Raw genomic sequence first — 25,957 nt, forward strand, 5'->3', positions numbered from 1 at the left:
ATTAGCTCCCATGGAAGAACCTCCGCGGCGCGGTGGGTCGACGGCGGGGGATCAGGTACTGGACGACCCAGCCCTGGTCGATCGACTGGCACATCTCGTGGGTGCCCTGATCGAACTTGTGACGGGCGTCCTTCAACACCTCGTCGAACTCTGCTGTCCATTCGGTGCCGCAACGCTTGATCGCGACAACGTACTGGCGTGCATGGGGCCGGCCGAGCTCCTTGATGTCGTCCGGGCGCGGGCATGCAGGCGGGAGGGTGGAGATTGCTGTTGGGCCGTAGCGGGCCACCAGCGAGTGGTACGGGAGACCCAGACGACGGGCGACCATCGATAGATTGCCGCCCGTCTTCCGGATCTCCTCTTCAACTAGTCCGTCAATTAATGTTCTTTTCATTTGCCTCAAGCTCAATGTAGTAATCGGCTTGAGGGTATTTGTGACTGACCAGCAAGATCTGCGAGATGCGACTTGCGAGGTACTCTAGGGTAAGAGCAGTATTGTGTGCGCGATCGGCGTCCATTGATGCGTCGATCTCGTCGCCCAGGAAGACCGAGAACACATTGTTGGTCAGAACCTGGCCGAGGCCAAGGCGGAGCGACAGGTTTGCAACCGCCTTGCCCGATCCCGAGAGTGTATTGATCGGTTGTCCGTCAACGGTGATCTCGAAATCCTCGTCCACCTCGATCACATTGCGCTGCCCGCCGGTCATCTTGGAGATGTAGTGGCTGGCGACCTTGTTCAGCGAAGGGATCAGGTGTTGTTTGACGAGCCGTCGCAGGATGGTCAACGCCTCACGTCCTTTCCGGTAGCCTTGCTCCTGCTCCTTCCTGGCTTTGATCTCCTTCTGGCGATCCTGGTAGATCTTGAGGTCGCGCTTATAGGTCGCGAGGCGGTCCTCGTAGATCTTGGCCTGCTCGTAGACCTTCTCCAGGGCCGTCAGCTGGGCTGGCACCTCGGTCAGCTCCGCCTCGCGGACCTTGTCCTTGACGAACAGGAGGTCCTGGGCCTCCCATTCGCCCATGCGAGCCTCGTAGGTGGTAAGCTCGTGCTCGTAGGCCAAGCGGTCTCGCCAGAGGGCGTTGAGCGTCTTGCTGTCAGCCGAGACCGGCTCCACGGCCTCGAGCTCTGCACGGCGTCCCTGGGCCTCCTTGGCGGCCTGGAACTGCGCCACCTGCTGGCGCGTGTGGACGGGCTGGGGCGTGTCCTTGACGCGTTCCCAATCTTCCCTGACCTTGTCGAACGCCTGCAGCTGGCGACGGGCCACATCGACGTTGACCATGTCGGGCTTGCCGGGGCGCTCCAGGCCCTCCAGGAGCTCTTCTGCAACGGCCAGCTTCTCGGCCACCGCGTTGACCCGTTCGGCCTCCATTGGCCACTCGAACGAGCATGACGGGCAAGTATGCATGCCGACAGCACGAAGATCCTCGTACTGCTTCCGCAGGTGATCCCGTTTCTCGAACTGGCGAACCAGCTCGGCGTCAGCGTCGGCCTTGGCGATCTGCTCGGCTGTCATCATCGTCGGATAGCCCCGGCGGATCTTCTCGCGCAGCTCCCAGTCGTCGATACCTTCCTCGGAGAACTCCGGAGGCGGCGCGGGCAACCGCTTGAGTTCGGCCTGGGCCTGCTCGTAGGCGCAGGCCATATCCAGCTCCTGCTCGATCTCGCCGGCAGACTGGTTGCAGGGTGCAATCGGTTCGACAGGCTTGGCCATCCGGGTCTGCTTGAGCCGGCCCCGGACCTGGTTCAGCTCGTCGTTCAGGGCACGCAGCTCGCCCAGGTCGATCTTGGAGCTCTCGATGTAGCTCTCGGGCTGCTCCGGCTTGGCGGGCTTCACCAGACCGTCTTCCATACCGGAAACCACCGAGGCCAGACTGTTGGCCTCCTGGCCGCACCACTTGGCCAGCTCGTCGATCACGGACAGGCCGATGACGGAGTCGACGGCACGTTTTCTTTCGGCCGGGGTCATGGCGCCGAGTTTCTCGATGTCACCCTGTGTAGACGCACAAGCGGTGTCGAAGATATCGAGGCCGAAGCCCAGGACTTGAGCAACCTTGCTGTTCACCGCCTTTTGGCCGTTGGCGATCTCGGTATCCCCGCGGAACATCCGAGCAGTGGTGATCGTCCGCTTCGTCGTGTAGGTCTCGCCCTTGGCCGCAAAGGTCAAGGTAGCCTTGAGGCTCTTGTAGTCTTCAGCCTTGCCACGTAGGGCGGAGGTGCCGAAGAGGGAGTAACGGATCATCTCCAGGATGAATGATTTGCCGCTTTCGTTTTTCCCAACGATCGCGCCGAACCCCGACTGGAAGTTTATGTCGTTGGCCAGAGTGCGGCCTGTGGATGGAAACTGCACCGAATATTCAAGCGAATTAAGCATATCTTGCAAATTCTCCGAAGTGAGTGTTCGCCGCCTGGCAGTAGGCAGCATGAGCTTGCTCGGGAGTATCAAAAACCCCCAAGTGTATATGTTTTGACCTAGCCTTTATCCTAGCTACGTATCGGCCTTTTGGTGTCACGGTGACGCCCTTGAAGCCAGAAGTATTGTTAGCTTTGTCGTGGCGAGTTGGCTTGATTGTTGGTTCCGGTTGCATCGCGCAGATTGCTCCACCGATTGTTGGCCTTGTTGAGGTTCCAATGATCAACATCCCCAACCGGATCCTCGCCGGTTACAAGCTTCCAGATTACCCGGTGTGCTAGGTGGTGATTGGACTTTCCGCCCCACGTTAAGGTCCCATACCGGTAGCCCTTCTTATGTGGAGCGTTGAATGCACCCTTGCCCGACCACCGGGCGTTCCAGGTGGCCCAGGCCTTCTTGTTAGGAAAATGCTCCGGTGGACGGACCTTCCACCGGAGCTCACCAGTTGTTGGGTTGTAGTCGAGACACTCCCGAAGAAATTCTGTGGGGGGAAGAGTCTTGATCCTCACGCCGGCCAGTCCCTGCACTTGCCCTGGGCGCGCGCCTTGGCGACGGCGCTCTCTACGATGTCGGGCATGGCCTCCGCGAAGAGGTTCGCCGCGGCTTGGAATGCGAATTCTCCCACCCCACCGGCGCGCTTGAGTTCGTCGATCATTCCGACCTCGGCTGGATGAAGGCCCTCCGTGGAGAGCCACTCGTCCATGGCCTTGACGATCTGCTCTTTACTCGGCAACGCGCGCCTCCTCGAACCGGGTCAGGATCTGACCGCGGACCTCGGTCGGCACGCCGGCCTCCTCGAACGCCTGGCCGAAGAGGGCCATCAGATCGAAGTCGCCCATGGTGACCTCTTCCGTCTCTTCCTCATTGGCGCCGACGCGCTGGACTGTGAGCTGCAGGCAGTCCACTTCCACATCCAGGCGCTCGCCGGGGGCGAGGAGGACACGGATGCACTTGTCGCGGAGGTCTTTGCCCTCCAGCTCGTCGAGCGCGAGCGTGACGTACATCTCGCCATTATCCTCGCCGTGGGCGTAGGGTTGCATCGAGCCGACCTGGACGACTTTGACGTCGTCGCGGGTGAACTCGTCCGGCAGATGGACGTGACCGGTGTAGGCGACCTCGCAACCCATCTCGGCCAACTTCTTGGTGGGGATCAGGTTGCTGTCGCCGAAGATCGTGTCCCAGTGGCCGAAGGCGATGTCGACCTTCTCGGTCACCAGCTCGGCCGCAGGTTTGGTCGGGTGGAAGGGGAAGAAACCACACATTTTCCCCCCGATCCTCAACTGGAAGGAATTCATGGAGTGCTCAACCACAAAGATGTTCTTCTGGCTTCGAACGATCAGGTGGAAGAGATCAAGCGCACCCTTCTTCTCCAGATCCCTGGAGATGTCGTGGTTGCCGGCGATCACGATATACTCGGTTCGTGGGTTGGCGCTTGCTGCGTTGAGGAACGCCAACGCGGCCTGGAACACGACGCCATAGGACACAGCCCATTTGTCGAACAAGTCGCCCATGCAGATGAAGACGTCGTACTGGCCCGAGCCGGCGAGGCGCTGCTGGAAGTCCTCCATCACCATCTTCTCGCGGAGACCACGCTTTTCAAGCGAGACCCCGCGCACAAACGCGCGGCCTAGATGGGGGTCACCCAGGATGCCAACACTCACGGTGCCGATCTCAATCTCGGTTATGCGGTTCATGCAGGTTGAGCCTCCTGTTTGGCGACGAAGATGCACTTGATCTGGTGGAGTACGTCGTGCAACGCATTGTGCAGATCACCGCTGAACGGGACATGCTTCATTTCCGGGTGGTCGGGGTTACCCAGCATGCCCGCGATGTAGCTGTTCATGTCGCGGGCGTAGCGGTAGTGGAACGGCAGGTGCAGGTTGAACTGCCGGAAGTAGGACTGGACGAACGAGTAGTCGAAGCTCGTCGGCTTGCCCCAGAAACGGAGCGGTGCATCCGATGGCGCACGACCCTTGTTGGCCCATTCCTGGAACGCCTTCAGGACGAGGAACGGGTCCTCCATGCGGGCGCAGATCTGCCGGTAGACATTCTGGTTCTTGCCCTGCCAGAATGCGCGGGTAGACTCCTCCCAGAAGCGGCCGGGTGCGATGGACAGACAGCGGTCGAACATGTCGGAAGCGTCCACCGTCATGGTCTGGGCGTTGAAGCGCACCGCAGCGAGCTGGATCATTCCATTGTGCTCGGGGTGCGTGCCGGTCGTTTCGATGTCGACCATCACGTCGAGGTTGCGAGTTTCCATTTGTGTCCTTCGAGTTCTTTCCAGGTGAGTGAGCGTGCCGAATGGTCCCGGATCATCTGGTACGGGATGCAGAACCACTCGTCGGTGAGGATCCGGTGGATGTAGACGAGGTAGTCGCCTCCAGCCGACAGGATCATGGCGGCCATCGCAGACGGTTTCGGACGAAGCAGGGAGAAGCGGAACGCGGTGTCGTCGAGTGTCGATTTGACCTCGGCGAAGTGAGCACCATTTCGGACGACCACATAGTCGCTGGGCGCCGGCCTTGTAGTGCCGATGTTGCCCGTGCGGCCTCTAACTTCGGCCGCGTCTGGTACTCGCCAGACCCAAGCGGATTTCCCCAGCTTGAGCCATGTGCGTTCGAATGCTTGTTCGGAAGGTTTGCCGGTGTTCTTTGCCATCAAGGGCGCATATGGGCGCCCTTGATGTGGTCGAAAATGTCAGATCTTGTCCGTACTATAGGACAAGCTTAGTTTTACTCGTGGATACTCTTCACTGAGCTTCCGCAGGAAGTCACCCAGCTCCGGCGACCAGTCGGTGATTACAATGCCAGCACCAATGCGGTTCAACGCCTTCACTGCGTACTCGACCCAATGCTGGGCCTCAGCTTGGCTGTCGCTTTCGTAGCGTCGGCCGTCCTCGGTGACGACATAGAACTTGCCCACGTCCTGCTCCTAAATCGCAATTGGCGCCGGGATGCTAGCGTCAGCGACGTAGTTGTCCAGCCGGAAATCCTCAAATTTGAAAGAGAATATGTCCGTGACGGCCGGATTGATCCACATCGTCGGCAACGGCTTCGGCGCGCGCCGGAGCTGCTCATGAACCTGGGAGAAGTGGTTCAGGTAGATGTGTGCGTCACCCAGCGTGTGGATGAACTCTCCCGGCTGGAGCCCGGTCACCTGCGCCACCATCATGGTCAGCAGCGCGTAGGAGGCGATGTTGAACGGCACGCCGAGGAAGATGTCGCCGGAACGCTGGTAAAGCTGGCAGGAAAGCCGGCCTTCCGAGACGTAGAACTGGAACAGGCAGTGACATGGTGGCAGGGCCATGTACCCGATCTCGGCCGGGTTCCAGGTCGTGACGATGTGCCGGCGGCCTTCTGGGTTGCGGATCAGATCGTGGATGACGTCTGTGATCTGGTCGATGGTCTGCCAGCCTCTGTGATTGTCGTACCATTCCCAGCTGCGCCACTGCTCGCCGTAGACCGGGCCGAGATTACCGTGCTTGTCGGCCCACTCGTTCCAGATCGTGACGCCGTGGTCGTTCAGGTATTTGACGTTGGTGTCGCCGGCCAGGAACCAGAGCAGTTCGTGGATGATTGACTTGAGGTGGAGCTTCTTCGTCGTCAGCAGCGGGAAGCCCTGGGCGAGATCGAAGCGCATCTGGTAGCCGAACACAGATCTAGTGCCGGTTCCAGTGCGGTCTCCGCGGTCAACGCCGTTGGTGAGGACGTGGCGGAGGATGTCGTGATATTGTTTCATGCTTGTTCCTGCGGATAATCGAGAGGGCGGAAAAATGGGCGGGTCCAATCGCGCTCGGTCTGTACGGTGGTGTATCCCCGCTCGATCAGGAGCCCCTGGATATACCCAAGCCAACGGTTCAGCTTGCAGATCGGCAGTCCCACCTGGCACCCCACCAGAAATTCGGCGTTGAACTTCCAGAGAGCGTTGTCCTTGTCGGTGGACAGCATCTCTCGGTATCGCTCCCCACACGCGTGGAGAGCCTGGTGATAGGGAGTTTTCAAACAAGCACCTCCACCGGCTGGCTAGGGAACGTGCCGCCGTAGTCGATCAGCATCATCCTGACCGACTCCGAGGAACCGACAAGCGTCGGGTAGAAGGCCTCGCCGGTCCCCACGGCCACGAAGATCTTGCCGCCGTTGTGGTTGATCACGGCGACTTCCTCGGGGGTGAGCTGCCAGGCGCTGACGACGAAGCGCCTGTTGGTGAAGAAGTGGCCCGGGAGGATGTCGTCCCGGCCCTCTGGTGCTGCGATCGGCCGAGAGCCGACGAATGGTGCGGGGAAGCCCATTAGCGTTTCCTCATCATCTTGTTGAGCTCGGCCTGCATCTGCCGGCGTTGCTTGCGGTTGCCCTGGCCGCTTGTGGCGGCCTTGGAGAACTGGCGCATCTCCTCCAGCTCGAACGAGCGTCTGTTGTAGTCGCGCAAGGCCTCATATTTGGCCCGCTGTTCGGGGGTGTCTTCCATTACAGGCGCGCTCCTTCATGAAACTTGATGGCAACCGGGAACCGCGGGATGCCGTCGCCGGTCGGGGTGAAAAACTTAATCGTCGCCTGGCGGCCGACCCACTCGGTGGCCTCCTCCAATAGCTTACGGCAGAAGTCCTGCGTGCCGGCGATGCCAGCGCCGAAGGTGCGCCCGTCCGGCAGCTCGACGGTGAGACGCTTGGCGTAGCCAGACCAGTTGCCCTGGCCCTCGCACACCTCGACGATCTTGAACTCGGCGTCCTGGAACTCCTTGCGTTTCAGGAGGTGGGCCGAGCGCTTGCCGATCTCGTAGATGGCATCGAGCCGCCCCATCTGGCCTTCCCAGCCGCCCTCCAGGAACTCCTCGTAGTCCTTGTCGAACATGGCCTGGTTGAAGGCGATGCGGGTCTCGACCGGAAAGACGTGCGTGTACCCCTGCAGCATTGCGTTGTAGACCGGGGCGCGCTGGAAGAACGTGCCTTCGAACGACGGGATGTCGTAGACGTGGTACTGGACCACGCCGGCGGTCGCCGGGTTCGGTTCCTGCTTGCGGACCAGCGAGACGATCTGCTCGAAGTCGGCCTTCAGATCGTGGTTGTAGAGCTCACCGTCGAGCACCAGGTCAGGGTCGGCGACGAAGAGCGGCGCCAACTCGGCCTCAATGTGCGGGACGGAGACGATCGGTTTGCCTTGGCGGCTGAACAGGCCCTCGGCGCGGGCGATGCACCGGATGCCGTCGAGCTTCGGCTGACTGGCGATCGGGAACTGGACCTTGCCCTTGTAGCTCTTGGCGAGCATCGGCTCGAAGAAGTTCGGCGTGGCGCACGCCTCGGGCGTCCGGTGATATTGGCGCTCGAGCTTCTTGCGCTCCTCGGCGTCGGCCTCGAACCGGGCCTGGGCCTCGTTGGTCTCCTGGCTCTTGGCAAAGCAGACCGTCCAGTCGGTGGGCGTCTGAGCGCCGTCGACCAGGCCGGAGATCGAGCGCCACCGGTTGCTGTCGACCTCGTATCGCCAGCTGCGGAGACGGCCCTGGGTGTCGAGCTTGTAGATGGGATTGGATGAAATCACTGGATGGCGGCCTTTCTGGTGGGGTATTTGTCGTTGAGGGTTTCGGAGACGCGGCCGATCGACACGTTGTGGTGGGTGGCGATCTCGTGGAACGTGGCGTCGGGGTTCTCGTGGGCGTAGCGCTTGATGCGCCGGCGCATGCCCTCGGTGAGGCTGGTCGACTTGCTGCGAGCCTTCCGGATGGGCGGCGCCCGGAACATTTCCTGCTCCACGATATCGATGATCTCGACGCCGAGTTCGGTGGGTGCGCGATCGGCAATCGCCAGGAGCTTCGCCCTGGCGGTGATGATGCTCATCTGTAAGCCTCCTCAGTGGGCTGGATGGAAAAGCGCCAGTTCGAGCCCTCGGCTCGATTGGCTTTGATCTCCTCTTCCATTCGGGAGAGGAGGGTTTGGACGTCGGCATCGGGATCGATGTCCTCGATCTCGTAGTCTTGGTCGTCACGGATATGACGAGCGATCAGCCGCAGCTTCATGCGAGTATCTTCTCCAGTTTCGTTCTTGCTCGATGAACCTGGCTCTTGATCGTGCCGGTGGGCACACCAAGGATCTCTCCGGCCTCGTCGTATTCGTGGCCCAACATTCCCACCAGGTAGAGGGATTGCTGCATCTTGTGCGGGAGGGAGCGAAATGCGGAGCAGAAGTCCCTGAACTCCTCCCGGTGTTCTTGTGGCGCCTCGATCGCCATCGCGTTGGCATGGAAGTCACCCGGGTCGTCGATAATCCGGCCTTCACGGCGCGCTCCCGAGAAGAAGTGGTTCCGCAGAATGGTGAAGGTCCAAGCCCCAAGGCTTGTACCGGGCTGGAACTTGTCCTTGTTGGTGAGAGCCCTCACCATGGTGTCCTGCACAAGATCCTCGGCCCCTTCGATGGTCCGGGCGAGCTTCATTGCCTGCCGGAAGAGGTGGGGCCGTAGCCCCACCAGTTCCTCCTCAAATGTCATGCGGCTTCCTTGATGAGTTTGCGTTTCTGGAACATCAGGTAGTCGACGACGGCCAAGACCTGGTCGTCGTTCAGGCGGTTGCCCTCGGTGTCCTCGGGCAGGACGCCGGGGAGCTTCGGCGCCTCGTAGAGCTCGATCTGGCCGCCCGGTGCCTTCTTCGCGTCGTAGGGCTCGAAGGTGACACCCAGGGCCGGTGAGCTGTCGAGCTTGCAGGCCTTGAAGATGTCCGGGTGGTTGTTCATGCACTCGCCGAGCATCTGGATGCCGTCGAGCACATGCTTGTGGTGGATCGAGAACACGAGCTCGTCGTGGATCGGGACCATGAGCCGCATGATGCGGAAGTCCCAACCCATCTCCTTCATCCTCGCCATGACGCGAAGCGCAGTGCGCTTGGCGATCGTGGCGCAGGTGCCCTGGACGACCGAGTTGACACCCTGGTTATGGGCTCGCTTCTGGATCTTCTTCGCGATCCAGTGGACGAGCGCGTTGTAGCTCGCCAGCTCGGCGCCGTTGCCCATGTCGAACTTCTGCTTGAACGACATCATCCACTGGTTGGTGGCCTCCCACCGAACACGGCGGTGGCTGTCCGGCAGGTGGACGACGCCTTCACGGGCGATCTGTTCGATCAAACCGGTGCGCCATCCCTCGGCGACCGAGAAGCGATCCCGATAACGCTCGGTAGCCATCTTGGTCTTTTCCTGGGACCAGCCCATCCGCTCACCGATGGTCGCCAGCCAGCCCGAGAACCAGTAGTTGAAGTTCGAGTTCTTGCCGGCCTCAGTACGCCAGTATTTGTAGGCCTTCGCCGGCTCGAGCGGCTCACCCTTGAGGTTGGTGAACATCCGATCGTGGTTAGTGAAGGTGTGGCCGAACTGCTCCAGGAACTCGTCCACGTTGCTGAACTTGGCCAGCGCCTTGAAGACGCCCTCGGTCAGACCTTCGCAGTCGGCCGCCAACACCGCAGTCGCCGAGCCCAGATGCAGATCCTTGTGCGGGACCTGGCAGTAGGCGTCGATGAACACCGGGTCTTGGCTCAACTCGCCGATGATGACGAGCTCGACGGCCGACCAGTCGCGGGAGAGGACGAGGTGGTTCTCGTTGTCGCCCTCGAAGAAGCCGCGGACGTAGGTGCTCTCGCCACGCTTGGCGAGCTGCATTGCGTTCGGGTCTTCACAGGCCATGCGCCGGGATGCCAGCATGGAGGTGACGGTCGGATACATCCGGCCGGTCTCCGGGTCGGTGAGCTGGCTGTAGGGCGTCAGGTAGAGCTTCATGCGCTGCTCGATGCTGGCGAGCTCACCCATCGACACGAGGAGGTTCTTGGCCATCTCGTGGCCGTCCTCCTTGAACCGGTCGATCAGCTTACCGCGCGCCTCGGCGTCGGACTGCGTCTTGTTCTGGCTGACGATCACCTTGGTGCCGGTCAGGTCATAGAAGATCGTCCGCATGGGCATGTAGTGCGAGAGGTTGACCCCCTTCGGTTCAGGGTAGCCCCGCTCGGACGCCCAGGCATTCGACACGGCGCCGCGAACCTGCAAGCACTGCTTGAAGGCGTCTGCCTCGTCCGGCAGCTTGGACCAGTCCTCGACCTGCTTGCGATATTTGTCGGCGCTCTTCTGATACCAGCTGTCCCGCTTCTCCAGCCCGGGGTGGCGCTCTTCGGGGAACGGCAGCAGTGCTTTCACGCTCGTCTTGGTCCGGCGAAGGACCTCGGCGGTGTTCTCCCGTTCCTCGGCTCGGCGAGCCAGAATGTTGTCGAAGTTGACCTTCATGCCCACCTGGCGCATCTGCGCGAAGAGGTGGACCATCGGGTTTTCCTGGTTGAAGAACGTCTGGGTGACGTCGCGGTTGGTGTCGACCATGTACTGGAGCAGTCGACGGAAGAGGCGCAGTGCCCAGTAGGCGTCGTCGGCGCCGTAGTCGGCGACCTCTTCGCCGGTGAGCTCACCCATGTGAGCCTTGTCGCCCAACACCTGCTCGAAGGTCGTCATGTTGTGGCCGAACCACGATTTGACTGCCTTCTTCAGGCCGTAGCCGTAGGCCAGATCGTTGACGTAACCGTTGTAGCTGTGCGCCGCCTTCGACTGCTTGCCGATGATCGAATAGACGATCTCGGCCAGGCGGCTGTCGTTGAAGTCTCCCTTCTCGACGTCGAAGCCACCCTGCGAGCAGAGTTGCATCATCTGCGGGATCAGGGGAGCGAAGGCGCCGCGGCCGGCGTAGCGGAAATTGTTGATGTCATATTCGTCGGGACCGTAGGCCGACACACACATCTGCAGAGTGCAGATGATCTCCGGCAGGTCGAAGTCGAAACAAGACTTGAATGCGCTCAACTCGTAGGGCGCGTTGTGCGCGATCCAGAACGCATCGGCCGCCTTGGCGTCGAGCACGGCCTTGGCAGCTTCCCACGGGATGCGGTTCTCCACGTCGGCGTGCGCCAGGTTCAGGTAGTAGGCCGTGTCGGATGTCTCGGGATAGATCGAGAAGCCGGTCATGACCGTCCGGCGCATGTCGAACACCAGCTTCTTGGCCTTGGACTTTTTCCGGCTCGCCGGATCGACGCTCATGAACTGGTTCAGGCCGTCGTGGCGCGCATCGTCCTGCGTTTCGCAGTCCAGGCCGTTGAAGGGGTTAGCCTTCACCTGGGTGACGATGTGGGGGATCAACTGGTCGACGTTGCGGGCGTCGACCAGCACGGTCTTGATCGTCATTGCATGAACTCCTTCAGTGAGGCATCGGCCTTCGCGTAGTCGGGCTGACCGATCATCGTGTGCTCGGTGACGAGCTCCTCCGGGACGTCGAGGAAACCGACGATGTCCCAGTAGATTTTCAGCTGCTCGGGGTTCTGCTCGATCCAGGCGAGCATCTTCGGCTGGAGCTTCACGCCGGCTTGCCAGCCATCCTGGCCGGCGAAGATCTTGTCGGTGGCGCGCTGGAGGCGATCGGGGCCGTTCTCCAACCAGAGGCTCTCGCCGAAGCGCGGGACGCCGGGGATCTTGTCCGACGAGTCCCCGCACCAGGTCTTGAAAAGCCGGGTGTGTTTGGGCGCGACACCCTTGATCGGGTTGGCACCACACACAACGTTCTTCGGGAATTCCCCGACGAGCTGCCACATGTCCTTGTCGTTGGAGTAGATCGCAACGAGGTGGCCCCTGGCGGCGTAGCGGCGGGCGAGGAGGGCCAGCACGTCGTCGGCCTCGTAGCCGGGGACCTTGATCTGAACCGCCTTCGAGTGCTCCAGGGCTTTTTGGGTGAGGTGGAAGCCGTTGTAGATGCCGGAGTCCGGTGCCTTACGGCCGACCTTGTATCCCGGAAAAATATCGCGGCGGGTCTGGCTTCCCTTTGGACCGTCCCAAACACAGATCACTGGGTCGGGACAGGCGAACACGTCCTGCATGAAGTTGCGTGGCGCCAAGCCGGAGACGTCAGTCTCCAGCTCGACGCGCAGGTACGAGTTCATGTCGTACAGGCGGATCACCCGAAGAACTCCAGGTGACCCTTGGTGAGGTTGATATCCATGCCGGGGGCGTGGAGCACGCCGGCATGGATCGTGCCGATCTGCAAATCGCGTAGCAACACCGTCTTGACGGAGGTGTCGTCGGCGGCGCTCGAAACCAGGGGCTTAGCCGCCGGTTTGGCGACGGATGCCGCCGCCGCCGGCAAGACGGCGGCGAGCCCCAACGCCTTGAGGAAGGAACGGCGCTCCATCACTCGGCCTCGGCCGTCGCCATGCCGAGCGCTTCCTCGTACAGTTCGAGGATGCTGTCCTCTTCTTGGCGCTCCGCCGCGTCGAGCTTGCGACGGGCGATGATCTTGCGCATCGCCTTGGTGTCGAAGCCGGTGCCCTTGGCCTCGGCGAAGACTTCCTTGATGTCGTCGCTGATCGTGGATTTCTCTTCCTCGAGCCGCTCGATGCGTTCGATGAAAGCACGCAGTTGTCCAGCAGCCACGACTTGGCTGTTTTCATTCTCGTCCATGATGTTCTCCGGGAGTTGAAACAAAAAATCGGGCGGGAGTTACCCCGCCCGATCACTAAGCCGGGGAGCTTGGATCAGAGGCCGACCCCGGCTGGAGGGGTCAGCCCACGACCTTGTAGTCGCGGAAGTCGAGGATGCCCCAGGTGTTGCCGTTGGAAGCCTGCTCCAAGTAGCCCACCGTGACCTCGATCGTGTCGCCGGCCGGGTCAGCACCGTCCTTGGTCATCTGCTTCACGAGCTTCGCAAAGCTCTTGAAGCCGGTCGTCGAGAACGAGTGACCGAGGATGGTGCCGGCCGAAACCGTCTCGTCCTTCAGCTTGATGTCGTCCAGGATTTCCATCTGGATGTCAGCGGACTTGTACGGGCGGGCCTTCGGGTCCACCGCACGGGCTTCCGACAGGGCCCGGGCCCAGGTCGCGCCGTCCGTGGTCATCACGCGGTCGTAGGTCTTCCGGTAGGTGGCCGGGTTGCCGTACTTGACCGACTCGCTGTAGCCGACGTCGGACAGGTCGATCCGCGCCCTGAACTCTTCCAGAAGCGGCTTCTTGGCGCCGATCTGCAGGCCGTGTTCGTTCACCTTCAGCCATTCATCGACCACGACGGCACCCGCCATTGCGTCGTCCAGTCCCATCGGGCGTCCGGCAGTGGCGACAGCACCCTGGTTCTGCGAAGCGGCAGCGACGGCGGTGCCGACGTTGTTGTTCGCATTTTCCTGGGGGATGTTGGCGGCGGCGGCGGTGGCCTGGCTGATGGCAGCGTCGATATTGTTCATTCACAGTTTCCTTCGTTTTGCGTTTTCATCACCGCGGCGTGCGGTAGGCTTGAAATAAGAAAGGCCCGCCGAATTGCGACGGGCCTTTTGTTCTTGTCCTAGAGTACCGCGTTCTTTTTATGCGGCCTCTTTCAGCTCTTGTTCTCCTTCTATGTTGTGCTCGTAGAGCTTCAGCACCTCGTGCGTCGGGTCCACCTTGTGAGCGTCCAAGCTCTTCTGGTAGATGATGAACGTGATGCGGTTATCTAGGCTGTCCTCGTAGAGCAGGACCGTGATGCGCAGCGGAGAGCCACGCTTGCCACGGATCGCCCGCCGGTAGGCTTGCAGAACCGTCGTGTCGAGGAAGTCCAGCGAGGCGAAGATCATGTGATCGACCTCCTGGTCACCGCAGAACTGCCAGTTGAAGCCCACGTCGGCCACGGCCGGCGAGGCGATGATGCAGTTCAGGCGGCCCTCACGGAACGCCAAGTCGATTTCGCCTCGTTGCTTAGGCGAGACGTCACCATTCAGGATGTCAGCCTTCAGCCCGTAGGCACGGGCCATTTCCAGGATCCGGTACTGCTGGGGCTTGAGCGCGGCGTAGACGATCAGCGGCTTGCCGGTGCGGGCGTGGTCCTCGAAGTGGATGTCGAGGCGTTCCTCCTTTCCGCAGCGGGAGCCCTTCATGATGTCGATGGTGTTCCCGCTCTCCGGGTCGGACAGATCCGGGAACACGTTCGGATGCTCCATGATCTGGCGAGCGCGGATGAAGCCCACACCTGGCTGGGTGCCGTCGAGGTAGAACTTTTCCAACTCGACGAAGGCTTCGTCCTTGAACTTGTTGTAGATCTCGCGCTGCTTCTCGGACATCTCCACCCACTCGGGGATGATGACCTTGGCCTCCTTGCCGTAAACCATCTCGAAGGTCCGGCGGATGCCGTGCTTGCCGAAGATGGCCGACAGCTTCTCGTGGTTGCGCCACGCCTTGAGCTTCCCGGTGATCGGGTCCTCGATCGAGTGGTAGTAGTAGAAACCCTTGTAGGAGGGGTAGTAGCGCGGCTCGATCACGCGGATCGCGGGGTAGGCGCTGTCCAGGCGGCCGGAGACCAGCGTGCCCGTCATCCCGCCGAAATACTCCATCGGACCCCTGAAGAAGGAGTCGTAAAAGCCCTGCGTGCGCTGCGAAGCATCGCCCTTGTAGCCCTTGTGGATCTCGTCGACCTGGACCGCCTTGACGAACCGCGGCAGTGCTTCCCAGTGGGTCGAGAAGGCATCGAACCCCATCAGGAACACCTTGGTGTTGCCGGGGTTGGCGAGCTCGTACGGCAGCTTGGTCCTGGCCGTGAGCATCCGCCGGTCGATGGTCATGTCCTTGCGGGCCACGCCGGCGGTAAGGAGTGCCTTGAAGGTGACCTTCTGCGAGCCGAACAGCTCGTACTTGCGTCGGGTGTGGTCCCACTCGAGCAACGTCTCTGCGAGCTTCTGTTGGGCGGGTGACAGCGGCCGAAGGCCCGTGACGATCGTCACTTCATCGGGTTTGAAATTCGTGAAGCGGAGGATCTCGTCCCGGTTCTTCTTGAGCAGGGAAAGGGGCATGACGAACGCAGAACCGACGCCATGCTCCTTCCACAGCCACCACTGATATACGCACACCGAAGGGGTCTTACCCGTGCCCGGGTCGGACAGGTTCAGCCACTTCGGGTTGCGGATATAGTAGGCGAGGTCGGCGATCTGGTAATCGCGGAGCGAGACGCCGTCATCCATCGGTCACCTCGTGCAAAGCCTCCAGAGCCGCGGCCATGCGAGACATCGCGGTGCGCGCCGCCTGGACTGCGAAGCCCAAAGCGTCTTCAGGGTTCTCAGCGGCTTCGATGATCTGGATGACATGGTCGGCGATCACGACACCTGGCTGGATCCATGCCGAATACGAGCGGACGGGATAGCCGGCTTGGGGGTCGAACGGCGCGTTGCGGTCCTCGTTGACGTGGATCGTCACGTGGCCTTTTTCCACCGTGTAGTGCCAGCCAAGGTTCTCCCAGATCTTGACCTGCCAGCCGTCGCCCATCCGGGCGGCAAGAGCCTCGGCGTTGCGCTTGGCCGCCACATACCATTCATGGCGACAGAACTTGCCACCACCACACCGGGGCGAGCAGTAGAAGGGGCCGTTTCGTACGGGCACCCAGGCTTTGTCGTTGGTGCTACCCATTGAAGAATTTCTCCGCTGCTGTGAGCACAGCCACGGCGTGCTCAAGATAGATTTTCAGGTGCTGGACTTGCCGGCGCTTGCGGATCAGGAAGGACTCGCGGGCGAGCTCGATGGTCGGGTAGGCCCAGCGCTTGTTGGCGTCCTTCAGGACGAACCGTTCCCGGCTCCAGTCGTCCAGCCAAACGCCCTTCGGCGTCTCGCGGAGCACCCGGAACCGGCGCAGGTGGATGGAGGGCGTGGACGACGAGCTGTCCTCATAGCGATACCATCCATCCTCGACCAAGCCGGGGCTCTCGTAGAGTTGGATTTCGTCGGCGTTCTTGACTGCCTGCTCGAAGAAGAGGAGGTCAGCCATACTTCTTGTCGAGCTCCATGAGCTGTTTGGCGGCGAAATCTTTGAACTCCCAGATGATGTCCTTCATCCGGCTCTGGCTGAGTTCGCCCAACAACTCCATGAGCTCTTTGTAGCCGGTGCAGCATGACGCTATGTGCCCACTGAAGACCGGCTTGATGTCGTTGCCCTTCTCGTGTTCGTCCAGCCAATGGAGTGCCTTGTGGAGCTGCTCGTAGCGGGCAGAGGCCTTGGAGATGGCTTCAGCCTTGTGGCTGAACTCCCGAATGGTCATCATGTCAGTACCCTCGTGCAGGATTGTCGCAGTAGCCCGTGCGATCGCGGTGCTCGTGGAAGCGGTACCAGCCGTCACGGCTGGCGTTTCGGACGCGCCGGAGCTGGCCTTCGAAGCTCTCCAGCTTGCCGGGGATCTCGATGCCCTCGGCGCGCAGATAGGCCCAGCCCTTGTCGGTGAGTATCGGCGCCATGCCCCGGGTGACGTAGCCGGAGCCCTGCAGATAGCCGAGTGAGGCGCCGACAGCGGCGCCCCATCCGTCGATCGCGTCAGGGTCGCCTGCGATGGACCGCAGGACTTTCAGGTCGTGGTCGATCATGAGTTGATCCCCAGGGTGTTTTGGATTTCACGGAGCTTGGCGCGCTGGCCGAGTTCGTAGGCCTGGCGCAAAAGGGAGACGAGACTCTGGATCTGGTACTCAGAGTTGGGGTCTCGCTTGAAACGCTGCTCGCCGTAGGGGGAGTAGGTGCTCAGTGGCCCTACCACGCACTCGTCCCAGTCCTCGTCCTTGGAGGAGGAACTGAGAAAACCATCTCCGTTCCTCTTCCAGTACCTGATCCGGCAGAAGCGATGGTGATCGCTCATGCCACCAACGTGTCCAGCTCGTTGACCAGCTGCCTGACGGTCGGGTCGACCGCGGCGAGCTGCTTGAAGAACTGGAGCTTCGAGTACTCCTTGGCGCGTTTGTCGAGCGCGGCCTCGATCTCGGCGATGCGCTGCTCGCGCTGGGCCGCCGCCTTGTAATCGGTGTCGTCGACCACCTGGATGACGCGCTTGGTCGCCTTGACCGAGCCGTTCGGGAGGATGTCGACGACCTTGACGCAGGTGTAGCCGCCATACGGGCTGTCGACGATGACGTGGTCGTTCACGGCGACTGGGTACGGGCAGAAATAGTGGTACTTCTTCGAGCGATTGTACTCGGAGGTGTGGAAGACGGCGGCGATGACGTTTGACTGTTTCATGTTCAGTGTCCTTTTGAAAGCATGTGCTGTTTGAGCAAATGGGCGCCGTACGCCTCCCAAGGTAGGGACACGAGGTCGGCGATATTCACTTGCCCTAGAGTACTGATTGTTCGTCTCGCCTCCGGCCGGAGGACGAGGGTGGGTTCGCCCTGCAAGACAAGCCGGCGGGGCAGGTAAGGAGCGGCCTCCAGGACCTGATCAACGAACCGCTTGTCCTTGGCCCGCACGCCGGTCAGGACGAGAGGCTGGACATTGGTGTATCCGAGGGATCTGATGATCTTGTCGGGTCGAAAGCTCCAGAACGGAGCGATCGGGAGCCGCGTTGGGCCCGACATCCTGGCGAGTGTCGCGAGGACGATGGAGAGGTCTTGTTGCGAGGTGAACACCGCCTGGTCCCCCATGTTTTGGGGAACGGGTGACATGGCGTCTACCAGCGGGTCGGCGGGAAAGCGGGAGGGATCGACTTCAGCTCTGAGATCGATGCGATGATCGCAGGGGTTCTTGCTCGGCTCGAACGGACTTGGGATCTCAAAATTGAAGGCGGTTGTTATCCTCTCGCCTTGCAGGAGAAAGGCGATGTCGCCCTCCCAGTGTATGCCGTTCACGCTGCCTTCTTGACCTCCTCTGCGAGCTGGACTTCGACCTTCGCCTTCGACGCCCTTGTATAGGTGGTCTCGGTCTTGAGAATTCCAAGCTCGAACAGCTTGGCTTTCAGTTTTCGGTCGGCCGTCTCGAGTTTGACGGGGTCGATCACGATCTCCGAGCCCTTAACCCGGCGCTCAACCGCGGCCGAGACGATGACCTTGCCCTTGCCGGGGATGTCGTAGGTGTCGGCGCCGGCGGGGCGGATGAGCTCCTTGAGCTGCTCGTATCGAGCCTCCAGCGGCTCGATCTTAGCCTTCAGCGACAGCAGTTCGTCGATGGTTGGTTTCAGGTTGTCGTTCATTTCGTTTTCCCAATAAAAAAGCCGGCACTAGGCCGGCTGTTTGATTTCCGTGTTGTGGATGCTCATGAGCAGGGCTCGGAGCCTGGGGTCCTTCTCCAGCGTGATAGCCAGCTGGAACGGGCCTTTGAGCCAGTCTGCCCTGCTCTTGGCGCTGGGGGACGTCCGCAGGCCGCGGACGGCGCCCCAGTAATTTTTCATGCGCTCGTCGATCATGATGCGAATGGTCTCATCAACTCCTCTATCGTGGTGCTCATCACGGAAGCCAGGTTCTGCAGCTCCCGAACGGTGAAGTCGTGGAGCCCGAGCTCCATCTTCCGCACCGTGAGTCGGTTGACCCGGATTTGATCAGCCATCTCCTGGTAAGTGAAGGCGTGATCGATTTCCCGGAACTTGTTGAGGCGGATCCCGATCGAGTGGTGGCCATAGCTCAAAGGCTTCTGGCCGGCGAGGGCCAACCGGCCGCCCCTGCGCCTGCTCGATGTGATTTCGATCCGCTTCGTCCCCATTTCCTTGGCTCGACGCACAAGCTTGACGACCGTGCTGTACGATCGTCCGTACTTGTCCGCGAGCCACCCATAGCTGGCCCCTTGCTGCCAGTCTTCGATGGTGCCTTCAGGCCAGGGCTTTTTCGACCCGGCACCCATTGGTTGTATGGACATATTTCCTCGTTGACCCGAGGGTGTGTTCGACATCGTGCTGCCGAACACACCCGCTATTTCCGACTTTGTCGCTCTTTGGCGATCGGAATGACGAGGTTTTTCAAGAGGCTGCTAGCGATTTCAGGTACTTACACCCGAAAGTCCCCGCTAACTCTTAATCAGCGGGTCCACAGTTCAATCCTGTGCGCACCCACCAAATTCTTCAAAGACTTGGTGGAAAGACCCTGAATAGGCCGGTTCAATTGCCGCGCTCGTTCATCGGCTGCTTTCGCCGCCGGGCCGCCTTTGGCCAGGAGAGATGTAGGATTTTGTAGCTTGGTCAAAGACTACGATTGGCCGCGCCGAAAAACGCGGCTCAGAAACCTGCCGAACCGAAAAGCCATGCCGTTGTCCGCGCTCCGACCGTCGTCGGCATCAATGGCGGCCTTTCCGCCTGAGAAATCGCTGATGAGCCACCAGAAGAAAATCAGAAAAACAACGAGAATTGCGGTGTCGATCGGGCCGTAAGTTGAATATCCACTGTGCCGAAGCACACCAGCAAGCAGCACGGCGATAGTCATAGCAGCGGCAGCCGGGTGAAGCTTTTTCATCCACCAGATCTATTCGAGAATCGCTACAACCGGAAGATGTTACTTCTCCGACACGCCGGCCTCGGCAAAGCTCGCCATCCTCGCATGGCACTCCAGCGCCGAGCGGACGATGTTGACGGCGAGGCAAGCGCCGGAGCCTTCGCCGAGCCGCATGCCGAGGTCGAGCAGCGGCGGCAGGTCGAGCGCTTCGAGCAGGCCGCGGTGACCCGATTCAGCCGAGACGTGGGCGGCGATCGTATGAGCAAGGCCTGTGGAGTGCAGCTTTGCCAAAGGTGCTGCGGCTGCGGTGCAGACGAAGCCGTCAAGCAGCACCGGTATGCCCATGTGACGGGCGGCAAGCGTGGCGCCGAAGATGGCGGCGAGTTCGCGGCCGCCGAGCGCCGCGGCAACCCCCAGGGGGTCGGCAAGAATGGCGGCGTGGCGCTTCAAGCCCGATTCGATGGCAACCACCTTGCGCTCGAGGCCGGCATCGTCGACGCCGGTGCCGCGTCCGGTCCATTTTTCGGCATCGCCGCCGAACAGCGCCGCCGAGATCGCGGCGGCCGGCGTGGTGTTGCCGATACCCATCTCGCCGAAGCAGACGAGATCGAGATCATCAGTCACCGCATCGTAGCCGGCCGAGACGGCGGCAAGAAATGCCTTGTCGTCCATCGCCGGCGTTTGCGTGAAATCGCCGGTCGGATGGTCGAGATCGAGCGGAATGACGTCGAGTTCGGCGCCCGCGATGCGGGCGAGCTGGTTGATGGCCGCACCGCCGCCGGCGAAATTCGCCACCATCTGCACCGTGACTTCCGAAGGATAAGCCGACACGCCTTGCGCGGTAACGCCGTGGTTGCCGGCGAAGACGAAAACTTTCACCCGCTCGAGCCTAGGCATGTCGCGGCCCTGCCAGCGCGCCAGCCACGCGGCGATGGACTCAAGCCGGCCGAGGCTGCCCTGCGGCTTGGTCAACGTGTCCTGGCGGCGAGCGACCGCGCTCGCGGCGGCGTCATCGCCATCAGGCAGGTCGAGGCAAGCAGCGCGCAATTCATCTAGGGATTTGAAAGGCATGGAAGGAAATTCTCCGAAACAGAGTCAGGAAAGGGCTACGGAAGCGACGAGCAGCACCGCGATTTCGCTCACCTGTTGCATAGCGCCGATCGTGTCGCCGGTCTGGCCACCGATCTGGTTGAGGCAAAGCGCGTGGAAGGCGGCAAAGAGCAGGCCGAGCAGGATAAGCGCGGCGATGGCGCCGCCGATTCCAAGCAGGAGGAGCGGGATGGCGCCGAGCACGGCGCCGGCTATGGCGATTTCCCGCGAGACGGTGCCGGCGCCGGCCGAGAGGCCATCGTCGCGCGCCGGCGGCAAGAGATGCATGAAGGCGCCGAATACACCGCGCGAGGCGGCATGGGCGGCCAAGAGGGCGAAGAGGGCCTGTGTGGGATCGACGAATTCCGACAGAGCGCTCCAGCGGATGAGCAGCGACAGCGCCAGCGCCATGGCGCCATAGGCGCCGATTCGGCTGTCGCGCATAATCTCCAGTTTGCGACCGCGCGTGTTGCCGCCGCCAAAACCGTCGGCGACATCGGACAGCCCGTCCTCGTGCAGGCAGCCGGTGGTGACCGCGGTTGCAACCAGGGCAAGGGCTGCCGCCGACCCGATGGCAAGGCCAAACCGTTCCGCCGTGGCAAAGACGATGGCGCCGATCAGGCCGACGACGAGGCCGGCGACCGGGGCGGCCCAGATCGCGGCGGCAAGGCTGCGGCCGCGAAAGTCGATGACGGGCAAGGGCAGCCTGGTGAAGAAGACCAGGCAGAGGGCAACATCGCTGGGGATTTGCCGGGGCGAAAGGGTGACCTTCGGGAACTTCATGCCTCAGCCCCTTGCGATGGCATGGAAGAAGGTGCCGCTGACTTGGCCGCGCCGGTAGCCCGAGGCGCCGATCGGATTGCCTTGCCCGTCGGCGAGGTCGGCCAGGGGCTCGTCATCACCGGCCGCCGTCATCTGCGCATAATGGAATTCGTGCCCGCGGATCAGCGCGCCCCGCGGGCCGAGCGGACAGTCGGCGCGCAGCCGCGCTTCGCGATAGCCGAGGTTCATCTTGCGCTTGGCGAAGCTGGTTGAATGGCCGAGCAGGCCGAGCATTTTGTGCGTTTCGCCAGATGCATCTTCCAGAGCTTCGCCAAGCACCATGAAGCCACCGCACTCACCATGGATGGGCTTCGTCCCGGCGAACCTTGCCGTTCCTTTCCGAAAATTCGCAGCGGCGGCGAGACGGCCGGCGTGAAGCTCGGGATAGCCGCCAGGCAGCCAGCAGACGTCGCAGCTGTCGTCAGGCGCCTCGTCCGCGAGCGGCGAGAACGGAACGATCTCCGCGCCGGCCTTGCGCCAGTAGGCCGCGACGTGCGGATAGAGAAAGGTGAAGGCGGCATCCTCGGCAAGTGCGATGCGCTGGCCGGGCGGCTGCAGCGCATCGTCGAAGCTGCCGGGCTCCGGGGCGAGAGGTGTTGCCAGCGCCATGACGGCGTCGAGGTCGAGCGACTTTTCCGCCATGTCGGCCAACCGGTCGAGATGCGCCATCAGGTCATCATATTCACCGGCCTGGACGAGGCCGAGATGGCGCTCGGGCAAGTTGAGCGTGGGATCGCGCAGGATGGCGCCGACGACCGGCAGGCCGATCGCCTCGATGGCGTCGCCGGACAGCCGGCGATGGCGCTCGCTGCCCAGCCGGTTGAGCACGATGCCCGCCATGCGAACCTCCGGATCGTAGATGGCGAACCCCTTGGCGACGGCCGCTGCCGTGGTCGACTGGCCGGAAACGTCCAGCACCAGCAGCACCGGCAGGCCGTAGAGCCGCGCGAGATCGGCCGCCGAACCGCTGCGGCCCGGCGCGGCCGGAATGCCGTCGAACAGGCCCATGGCGCTTTCGAGGATAACAAAATCGGCGTCGTCGGCGGCATTTACGGCCAGTGCGTTGAGCAGCGACGGCGACATCGCCCAGCTGTCAAGATTGACGCCGGACAGGCCGGTGGCGGCGGTGTGGAAGCCGGGATCGATGTAATCGGGGCCAGACTTGGCGCCGCGTACTTTCAGGCCGCGCCGAGTGAGTGCGCGTAAAATGCCGATGGTGACGCTGGTCTTGCCCGAGCCGGAGCGCGGCGCGCCGACGATGATCGCGCGGGCGCTCACGATGCACCCGCCAGCGCCGCGCGCATGGCGACGATGCCGCCGACGACGATCAGCGCCGGTGCGGACAGGCCGGCGGCGGCGGCTTCCTCGGCGATGGTGGCCAGCGTGGCGACGACGATGCGCTCCTGCGGCGTCGTCGCGGCGACGATCACCGCCGCCGGCGTCGATGGCGCCAGCCCGCCGTCGAGCAATGCGGCCGATATCACAGGCAGATTGGCCATGCCCATGTAGACCACGACAGGCTGGCCGGTGCGCGCGATCGCGGCCCAGTCGAGATCGTCATCGGTGCCGGCGGCATGGCCGGTCGCCAGGATTACCGCCTTGTTGATGCCGCGCATGGTCGCGGGGATGCCGGTGGCGGCCAGCGCGCTGAGGCCCGAGGTGAGGCCGGGCAGGACGCGGAACGGGATGTTTTCCCGCGCCAGCGCCAGCGCCTCTTCGCCGCCACGGCCGAAAATATAGGGGTCGCCGCCCTTCAGCCTGACGACGCGGCGGCCCTGGCGCGCCAGCCGGACCAGCAGGGCGGTTATGTCGTCCTGTTTCATCGAGGGTTTTCCGCCGCGCTTGCCGGCAAAGAAAAGCTCGGCGTTTTCGGCAACCGCGACGACGTCCGGGGAGACCAGCGCATCGTAGACCAGCGCATCCGCCTCACTCAGCGCCGCCAGCACTTCCAGCGTCAGGCAGCCGGGATCGCCGGGGCCGGCGCCGGCGAGCCAGACATGGCCGGGCTCAAGCGTCCGCGGCTTGAAGTTCAGCCGGGCAAGCGCCTGTTGGAGCGCGGCGTTCTCGCCCTTATTTTTGGTGCTGTCGCTCACAATCCGTCCCGTCCGCGAAAACGCCGTTGGTAATGCGCGTCGTACAATGAACTCTCGCCAAAGCCTTCCGCCGCCAGCGAGCGGCCGACGAAGATGATGGCCGTACGCTCCATCGGGTCGGCGGCCAGTTGTGCCTCGATGGTTTCCAGCGTGCCGGTCAGCACGCGCTCGTCCGGCCAGGAGGCACGGAAGACGACCGCCACCGGGCAATCGCGGCCATAGAGCGGCGTCAGCTCGGCGACGATGCGATCGATGGCGTGGATGGCAAGATGAATGGCAAGCGTGGCGCCGGTGCGGCCGAAACCGGCCAGCGTTTCGCCAGGCGGCATTTTTGAAGCGCGGCCGGAGACGCGGGTCAGCACCAGGCTCTGGGCGACTTCGGGAATGGTCAGCTCGCGCCGCAGAGCAGCCGCCGCGGCAGCGAAAGAGGGAACGCCCGGCGTCAGCGTGTAGGGAATGCCGTGCCTTTCCAGCCGGCGGATCTGTTCGGCAACCGCGCTCCATACCGACAGGTCACCGGAATGCAGCCGCGCGACATCATGGCCGGCCTTGTGGGCGGCCAGATATTCGGCCTCGATCTCGTCGAGCGACATCGGCGCGGTGTCGATCAGCTTCGTTCCCGGGGCGCAATGCTGCAGCAATTCGGGCGCCACGATCGAGCCGGCATGGAGGCAGACCGGGCAGCTTGCCAGCAGCCGCGCGCCGCGCAGGGTAATGAGGTCGGCGGCGCCCGGACCGGCGCCGATGAAATGCACGGTCATGCCGCGTCTCCGCTGATGGCGATGGCGCAGGTGACCGGGCCGAGCACGATGCGTGGTCCCAGCAGCCTGGCGCCTTCGCCGGCGACGGCCAGCGCCGATGCTTCGGAAACCGACGGTGTGCCGGCCAGACCCTGCGAGAGGCTGGAGTTGCTGAGCGCCTTCGTCGACGCTGCTTTAAGCGCTGCCTCATCGACGACGATGACGGGAAGGTTGAGTGTGCGACCTGCGGCAGCGATCGCCTGTTCATCTTTCTTGAGCATGGCGGTGGCGAGCGACGAGAGCGCCGTCATCGCCAGCCCGTGCGCTTCGAGCGCGGTTTCTATCGCGGCAAGCACGTCCTCGACGCTTACACCCTTTCGGCTGCCGATGCCCGCGACCATCATGGCTTGATCCAACTCCATTGGGTAACCGGCATCGCCGGCCGCCAGGCCTGCATCGAACCGACAGGCGCGGCGCGGGATATGGCGATGCGGGTCAGATCGCCCCCGAGCTCGGTATGACGGGCAAGAAGCAGCGTCTCCATTTCCAGCGTCACCGCATTGGCAACGAGGCGGCCGCCGGTGCGCAGCGCCTTGATGGCGGCGGCCAGCACGCCGGCGTCGCTGCCGCCGCCGCCAATGAAAATCGCGTCTGGCGTATCGAGCCTTGCAAGCGCCTTGGGAGCGCTGCCTTCGACCACGATGAGTCCGGGAACGCCACACGCGGCAGCATTGTGGGCGATGCGGGCGGCGCGGATCGGGTCGGCTTCGATGGCAACAGCGCGCATCGAGGAATGGGCGAGCATCCATTCGATGCCGATGGAACCGGAGCCGGCGCCAACATCCCACAGCAGTTCGCCGCGCCTCGGCGCCAGCGCCGACAGCGTGATGGCGCGGATCTCATGCTTGGTGATCTGGCCGTCATGGTCGAACAGATGATCGGCGAGGCCTGATGTCAAAGGCAGGATACGCGCATCCGGACCAGATTCAATTTCGAGCGCCAGCACATTGAGCGGATTGATGTTTTCGAGGTTGAACGCATCGGCCCGGGCCGTGCGCAGGTTCTCGTTCGGCCCGCCCAATGCCTCCAGGATCGTCAACCGCGAGGCGCCGAAATCAAGCTCGGTGAGCAGGCGGGCGATTGCCGCCGGTGCATCGCCGTCGGATGTCAGGGCCAGGATACGCGCGTTGGGCTGCAGCAATGGCCGGATCAGGTCGATGGGGCGGCCATGCAACGAGATGGTTTCGATGTCCTGCAGCGCCCAGCCGAGGCGAGCGGCCGCCAGCGAAATGGCCGAGGGCGCGGGAATGACATGCATCTCCCGCGGCTTAACCTTGCGGGCGAGGGTGACGCCGACGCCGTGGAAAAAGGGATCGCCGGAGGCAAGAACGCAAACGCGCTTGCCGGCGAGCGACAGCACGTCGTGCATCTCGGCATCGAAGGGAACCGGCCATGGGCGCGGATCGCCCTTGGCGAATGATGAGACGAGCGCCAGATGCCGCTTGCCGCCAAAGATGATTTCAGCGTCGGCGATCCGCTGCTTGGCCTCGTCGCCGAGACCGGCTACACCGTCCTCGCCTATGCCGACGATGGTGAGCCATTTTTGGTTGGCGCCGCGTAGACTCTTAGCAGGCAT

The 25,957-nt window shown here is 62.5% G+C and carries 39 protein-coding genes; all 39 read right to left on the reverse strand.

The features are described from left to right. Nucleotide 1 precedes the first annotated feature (1 nt). The 39 genes from FJ949_RS09780 to cbiE all read right to left on the reverse strand — a co-directional run bounded on the left by FJ949_RS09780 (nt 2) and on the right by cbiE (nt 25,957). Entirely contained in the window at nt 2–394 is a 393-nt protein-coding gene (locus FJ949_RS09780; protein WP_140495529.1) for a hypothetical protein, read from the reverse strand. After that, complete coding sequence (locus FJ949_RS09785; RefSeq protein WP_181173128.1) at nt 375–2,369, reverse strand: AAA family ATPase; 1,995 nt, start codon at nt 2,367–2,369, stop codon at nt 375–377. The genes FJ949_RS09780 and FJ949_RS09785 overlap by 20 nt, the downstream gene beginning before the upstream one ends. Before the next feature lie 544 nt (nt 2,370–2,913). After that, nucleotides 2,914–3,141, reverse strand: coding sequence for a hypothetical protein (locus tag FJ949_RS30295; protein ID WP_181173130.1), 228 nt, complete (start codon nt 3,139–3,141; stop codon nt 2,914–2,916). Then, complete coding sequence (locus FJ949_RS09800) at nt 3,131–4,102, reverse strand: metallophosphoesterase (protein ID WP_140495533.1); 972 nt, start codon at nt 4,100–4,102, stop codon at nt 3,131–3,133. Before FJ949_RS09800 ends, FJ949_RS30295 begins: the two co-directional genes overlap by 11 nt. Next, a complete protein-coding gene (locus FJ949_RS09805; protein WP_140495534.1) occupies nt 4,099–4,668 on the reverse strand; it encodes a 3'-5' exoribonuclease in 570 nt (189 codons plus the stop codon). The genes FJ949_RS09800 and FJ949_RS09805 overlap by 4 nt, the downstream gene beginning before the upstream one ends. Next, nucleotides 4,644–5,066, reverse strand: coding sequence for a hypothetical protein (locus tag FJ949_RS09810; protein ID WP_140495535.1), 423 nt, complete (start codon nt 5,064–5,066; stop codon nt 4,644–4,646). The genes FJ949_RS09805 and FJ949_RS09810 overlap by 25 nt, the downstream gene beginning before the upstream one ends. 39 nt (nt 5,067–5,105) lie before the next feature. Next, complete coding sequence (locus FJ949_RS09815; protein ID WP_140495536.1) at nt 5,106–5,330, reverse strand: hypothetical protein; 225 nt, start codon at nt 5,328–5,330, stop codon at nt 5,106–5,108. Between the two features lie 9 nt (nt 5,331–5,339). After that, nucleotides 5,340–6,146 carry a thymidylate synthase gene (locus FJ949_RS09820; protein WP_140495537.1) on the reverse strand — a complete coding sequence of 269 codons (807 nt, stop codon included), beginning with the start codon at nt 6,144–6,146 and terminating at the stop codon, nt 5,340–5,342. After that, on the reverse strand, nt 6,143–6,355 hold the full coding sequence (locus FJ949_RS09825; protein WP_140495538.1) for a hypothetical protein: 213 nt from the start codon (nt 6,353–6,355) through the stop codon (nt 6,143–6,145). The genes FJ949_RS09820 and FJ949_RS09825 overlap by 4 nt, the downstream gene beginning before the upstream one ends. A 50-nt stretch (nt 6,356–6,405) precedes the next feature. Further along, nucleotides 6,406–6,696: a hypothetical protein gene (locus tag FJ949_RS09830; protein WP_140495539.1), complete on the reverse strand. Its 291-nt coding sequence runs from the start codon at nt 6,694–6,696 to the stop codon at nt 6,406–6,408. After that, entirely contained in the window at nt 6,696–6,872 is a 177-nt protein-coding gene (locus tag FJ949_RS30300; protein WP_181173132.1) for a hypothetical protein, read from the reverse strand. The genes FJ949_RS09830 and FJ949_RS30300 overlap by 1 nt, the downstream gene beginning before the upstream one ends. Then, nucleotides 6,872–7,939, reverse strand: coding sequence for a hypothetical protein (locus FJ949_RS09835; protein ID WP_181173134.1), 1,068 nt, complete (start codon nt 7,937–7,939; stop codon nt 6,872–6,874). Before FJ949_RS09835 ends, FJ949_RS30300 begins: the two co-directional genes overlap by 1 nt. Further along, on the reverse strand, nt 7,936–8,235 hold the full coding sequence (locus tag FJ949_RS30305) for a hypothetical protein (protein ID WP_181173136.1): 300 nt from the start codon (nt 8,233–8,235) through the stop codon (nt 7,936–7,938). Before FJ949_RS30305 ends, FJ949_RS09835 begins: the two co-directional genes overlap by 4 nt. After that, on the reverse strand, nt 8,232–8,414 hold the full coding sequence (locus tag FJ949_RS30310) for a hypothetical protein (RefSeq protein WP_181173138.1): 183 nt from the start codon (nt 8,412–8,414) through the stop codon (nt 8,232–8,234). The genes FJ949_RS30305 and FJ949_RS30310 overlap by 4 nt, the downstream gene beginning before the upstream one ends. Beyond that, nucleotides 8,411–8,881: a sigma-70 family RNA polymerase sigma factor gene (locus FJ949_RS09840; RefSeq protein WP_140495541.1), complete on the reverse strand. Its 471-nt coding sequence runs from the start codon at nt 8,879–8,881 to the stop codon at nt 8,411–8,413. The genes FJ949_RS30310 and FJ949_RS09840 overlap by 4 nt, the downstream gene beginning before the upstream one ends. Beyond that, a complete protein-coding gene (locus FJ949_RS09845) occupies nt 8,878–11,592 on the reverse strand; it encodes a DNA polymerase (protein WP_140495542.1) in 2,715 nt (904 codons plus the stop codon). Before FJ949_RS09845 ends, FJ949_RS09840 begins: the two co-directional genes overlap by 4 nt. Beyond that, complete coding sequence (locus FJ949_RS09850) at nt 11,589–12,359, reverse strand: hypothetical protein (protein ID WP_140495543.1); 771 nt, start codon at nt 12,357–12,359, stop codon at nt 11,589–11,591. The genes FJ949_RS09845 and FJ949_RS09850 overlap by 4 nt, the downstream gene beginning before the upstream one ends. Then, complete coding sequence (locus FJ949_RS09855) at nt 12,356–12,589, reverse strand: hypothetical protein (protein ID WP_140495544.1); 234 nt, start codon at nt 12,587–12,589, stop codon at nt 12,356–12,358. Before FJ949_RS09855 ends, FJ949_RS09850 begins: the two co-directional genes overlap by 4 nt. Further along, complete coding sequence (locus tag FJ949_RS09860; protein WP_140495545.1) at nt 12,589–12,858, reverse strand: DUF2312 domain-containing protein; 270 nt, start codon at nt 12,856–12,858, stop codon at nt 12,589–12,591. The genes FJ949_RS09855 and FJ949_RS09860 overlap by 1 nt, the downstream gene beginning before the upstream one ends. Before the next feature lie 100 nt (nt 12,859–12,958). After that, nucleotides 12,959–13,630 (reverse strand): hypothetical protein, encoded by a 672-nt coding sequence (locus FJ949_RS09865; RefSeq protein ID WP_140495546.1) that lies wholly within the window; start codon nt 13,628–13,630, stop codon nt 12,959–12,961. Nucleotides 13,631–13,747: 117 nt separating this feature from the next. Next, nucleotides 13,748–15,373 (reverse strand): DEAD/DEAH box helicase, encoded by a 1,626-nt coding sequence (locus FJ949_RS09870; protein WP_140495547.1) that lies wholly within the window; start codon nt 15,371–15,373, stop codon nt 13,748–13,750. After that, nucleotides 15,366–15,815, reverse strand: coding sequence for a hypothetical protein (locus FJ949_RS09875; protein WP_140495548.1), 450 nt, complete (start codon nt 15,813–15,815; stop codon nt 15,366–15,368). The genes FJ949_RS09870 and FJ949_RS09875 overlap by 8 nt, the downstream gene beginning before the upstream one ends. Beyond that, nucleotides 15,808–16,170 carry a hypothetical protein gene (locus tag FJ949_RS09880; RefSeq protein WP_140495549.1) on the reverse strand — a complete coding sequence of 121 codons (363 nt, stop codon included), beginning with the start codon at nt 16,168–16,170 and terminating at the stop codon, nt 15,808–15,810. The genes FJ949_RS09875 and FJ949_RS09880 overlap by 8 nt, the downstream gene beginning before the upstream one ends. After that, complete coding sequence (locus tag FJ949_RS09885; RefSeq protein ID WP_140495550.1) at nt 16,163–16,444, reverse strand: hypothetical protein; 282 nt, start codon at nt 16,442–16,444, stop codon at nt 16,163–16,165. The genes FJ949_RS09880 and FJ949_RS09885 overlap by 8 nt, the downstream gene beginning before the upstream one ends. A gap of 1 nt (nt 16,445) precedes the next feature. Then, a complete protein-coding gene (locus FJ949_RS09890) occupies nt 16,446–16,760 on the reverse strand; it encodes a hypothetical protein (RefSeq protein WP_140495551.1) in 315 nt (104 codons plus the stop codon). Next, a complete protein-coding gene (locus FJ949_RS09895; protein WP_140495552.1) occupies nt 16,757–17,026 on the reverse strand; it encodes a hypothetical protein in 270 nt (89 codons plus the stop codon). The genes FJ949_RS09890 and FJ949_RS09895 overlap by 4 nt, the downstream gene beginning before the upstream one ends. Next, on the reverse strand, nt 17,023–17,403 hold the full coding sequence (locus FJ949_RS09900) for a hypothetical protein (protein WP_140495553.1): 381 nt from the start codon (nt 17,401–17,403) through the stop codon (nt 17,023–17,025). The genes FJ949_RS09895 and FJ949_RS09900 overlap by 4 nt, the downstream gene beginning before the upstream one ends. A 2-nt stretch (nt 17,404–17,405) precedes the next feature. Continuing rightward, nucleotides 17,406–18,008 carry a hypothetical protein gene (locus tag FJ949_RS09905; RefSeq protein ID WP_140495554.1) on the reverse strand — a complete coding sequence of 201 codons (603 nt, stop codon included), beginning with the start codon at nt 18,006–18,008 and terminating at the stop codon, nt 17,406–17,408. After that, nucleotides 18,005–18,349, reverse strand: coding sequence for a hypothetical protein (locus FJ949_RS09910; protein WP_140495555.1), 345 nt, complete (start codon nt 18,347–18,349; stop codon nt 18,005–18,007). The genes FJ949_RS09905 and FJ949_RS09910 overlap by 4 nt, the downstream gene beginning before the upstream one ends. Nucleotides 18,350–18,376: 27 nt before the next feature. Beyond that, nucleotides 18,377–18,562, reverse strand: a complete 186-nt coding sequence (locus FJ949_RS09915; RefSeq protein WP_140495556.1) for a hypothetical protein — start codon at nt 18,560–18,562, stop codon at nt 18,377–18,379. After that, nucleotides 18,559–19,008 (reverse strand): helix-turn-helix transcriptional regulator, encoded by a 450-nt coding sequence (locus tag FJ949_RS09920; RefSeq protein ID WP_140495557.1) that lies wholly within the window; start codon nt 19,006–19,008, stop codon nt 18,559–18,561. The genes FJ949_RS09915 and FJ949_RS09920 overlap by 4 nt, the downstream gene beginning before the upstream one ends. Before the next feature lie 326 nt (nt 19,009–19,334). Next, nucleotides 19,335–19,598: a hypothetical protein gene (locus tag FJ949_RS09925; RefSeq protein ID WP_140495558.1), complete on the reverse strand. Its 264-nt coding sequence runs from the start codon at nt 19,596–19,598 to the stop codon at nt 19,335–19,337. 39 nt (nt 19,599–19,637) lie between these two features. Next, nucleotides 19,638–20,648, reverse strand: a complete 1,011-nt coding sequence (cobT, locus tag FJ949_RS09930; RefSeq protein WP_140495559.1) for a nicotinate-nucleotide--dimethylbenzimidazole phosphoribosyltransferase — start codon at nt 20,646–20,648, stop codon at nt 19,638–19,640. Between the two features lie 24 nt (nt 20,649–20,672). Further along, the gene (gene cobS, locus FJ949_RS09935) at nt 20,673–21,449 is read right to left on the reverse strand and encodes an adenosylcobinamide-GDP ribazoletransferase (RefSeq protein ID WP_140495560.1); all 777 of its coding nucleotides are present in this window, start codon (nt 21,447–21,449) and stop codon (nt 20,673–20,675) included. Between the two features lie 3 nt (nt 21,450–21,452). Continuing rightward, entirely contained in the window at nt 21,453–22,766 is a 1,314-nt protein-coding gene (locus FJ949_RS09940) for a cobyrinate a,c-diamide synthase (protein WP_140495561.1), read from the reverse strand. Beyond that, nucleotides 22,763–23,581 (reverse strand): uroporphyrinogen-III C-methyltransferase, encoded by an 819-nt coding sequence (gene cobA / locus FJ949_RS09945; protein WP_140495562.1) that lies wholly within the window; start codon nt 23,579–23,581, stop codon nt 22,763–22,765. The genes FJ949_RS09940 and cobA overlap by 4 nt, the downstream gene beginning before the upstream one ends. Beyond that, nucleotides 23,578–24,342, reverse strand: a complete 765-nt coding sequence (gene cobM / locus FJ949_RS09950; RefSeq protein WP_140495563.1) for a precorrin-4 C(11)-methyltransferase — start codon at nt 24,340–24,342, stop codon at nt 23,578–23,580. The genes cobA and cobM overlap by 4 nt, the downstream gene beginning before the upstream one ends. Further along, a complete protein-coding gene (locus tag FJ949_RS09955) occupies nt 24,339–24,725 on the reverse strand; it encodes a cobalamin biosynthesis protein (RefSeq protein WP_140495564.1) in 387 nt (128 codons plus the stop codon). Before FJ949_RS09955 ends, cobM begins: the two co-directional genes overlap by 4 nt. Continuing rightward, the gene (cbiE, locus tag FJ949_RS09960) at nt 24,722–25,957 is read right to left on the reverse strand and encodes a precorrin-6y C5,15-methyltransferase (decarboxylating) subunit CbiE (RefSeq protein WP_140495565.1); all 1,236 of its coding nucleotides are present in this window, start codon (nt 25,955–25,957) and stop codon (nt 24,722–24,724) included. Before cbiE ends, FJ949_RS09955 begins: the two co-directional genes overlap by 4 nt.

It is taken from the genome of Mesorhizobium sp. B2-4-1 (assembly GCF_006442185.1).
Classification (GTDB): domain Bacteria; phylum Pseudomonadota; class Alphaproteobacteria; order Rhizobiales; family Rhizobiaceae; genus Mesorhizobium.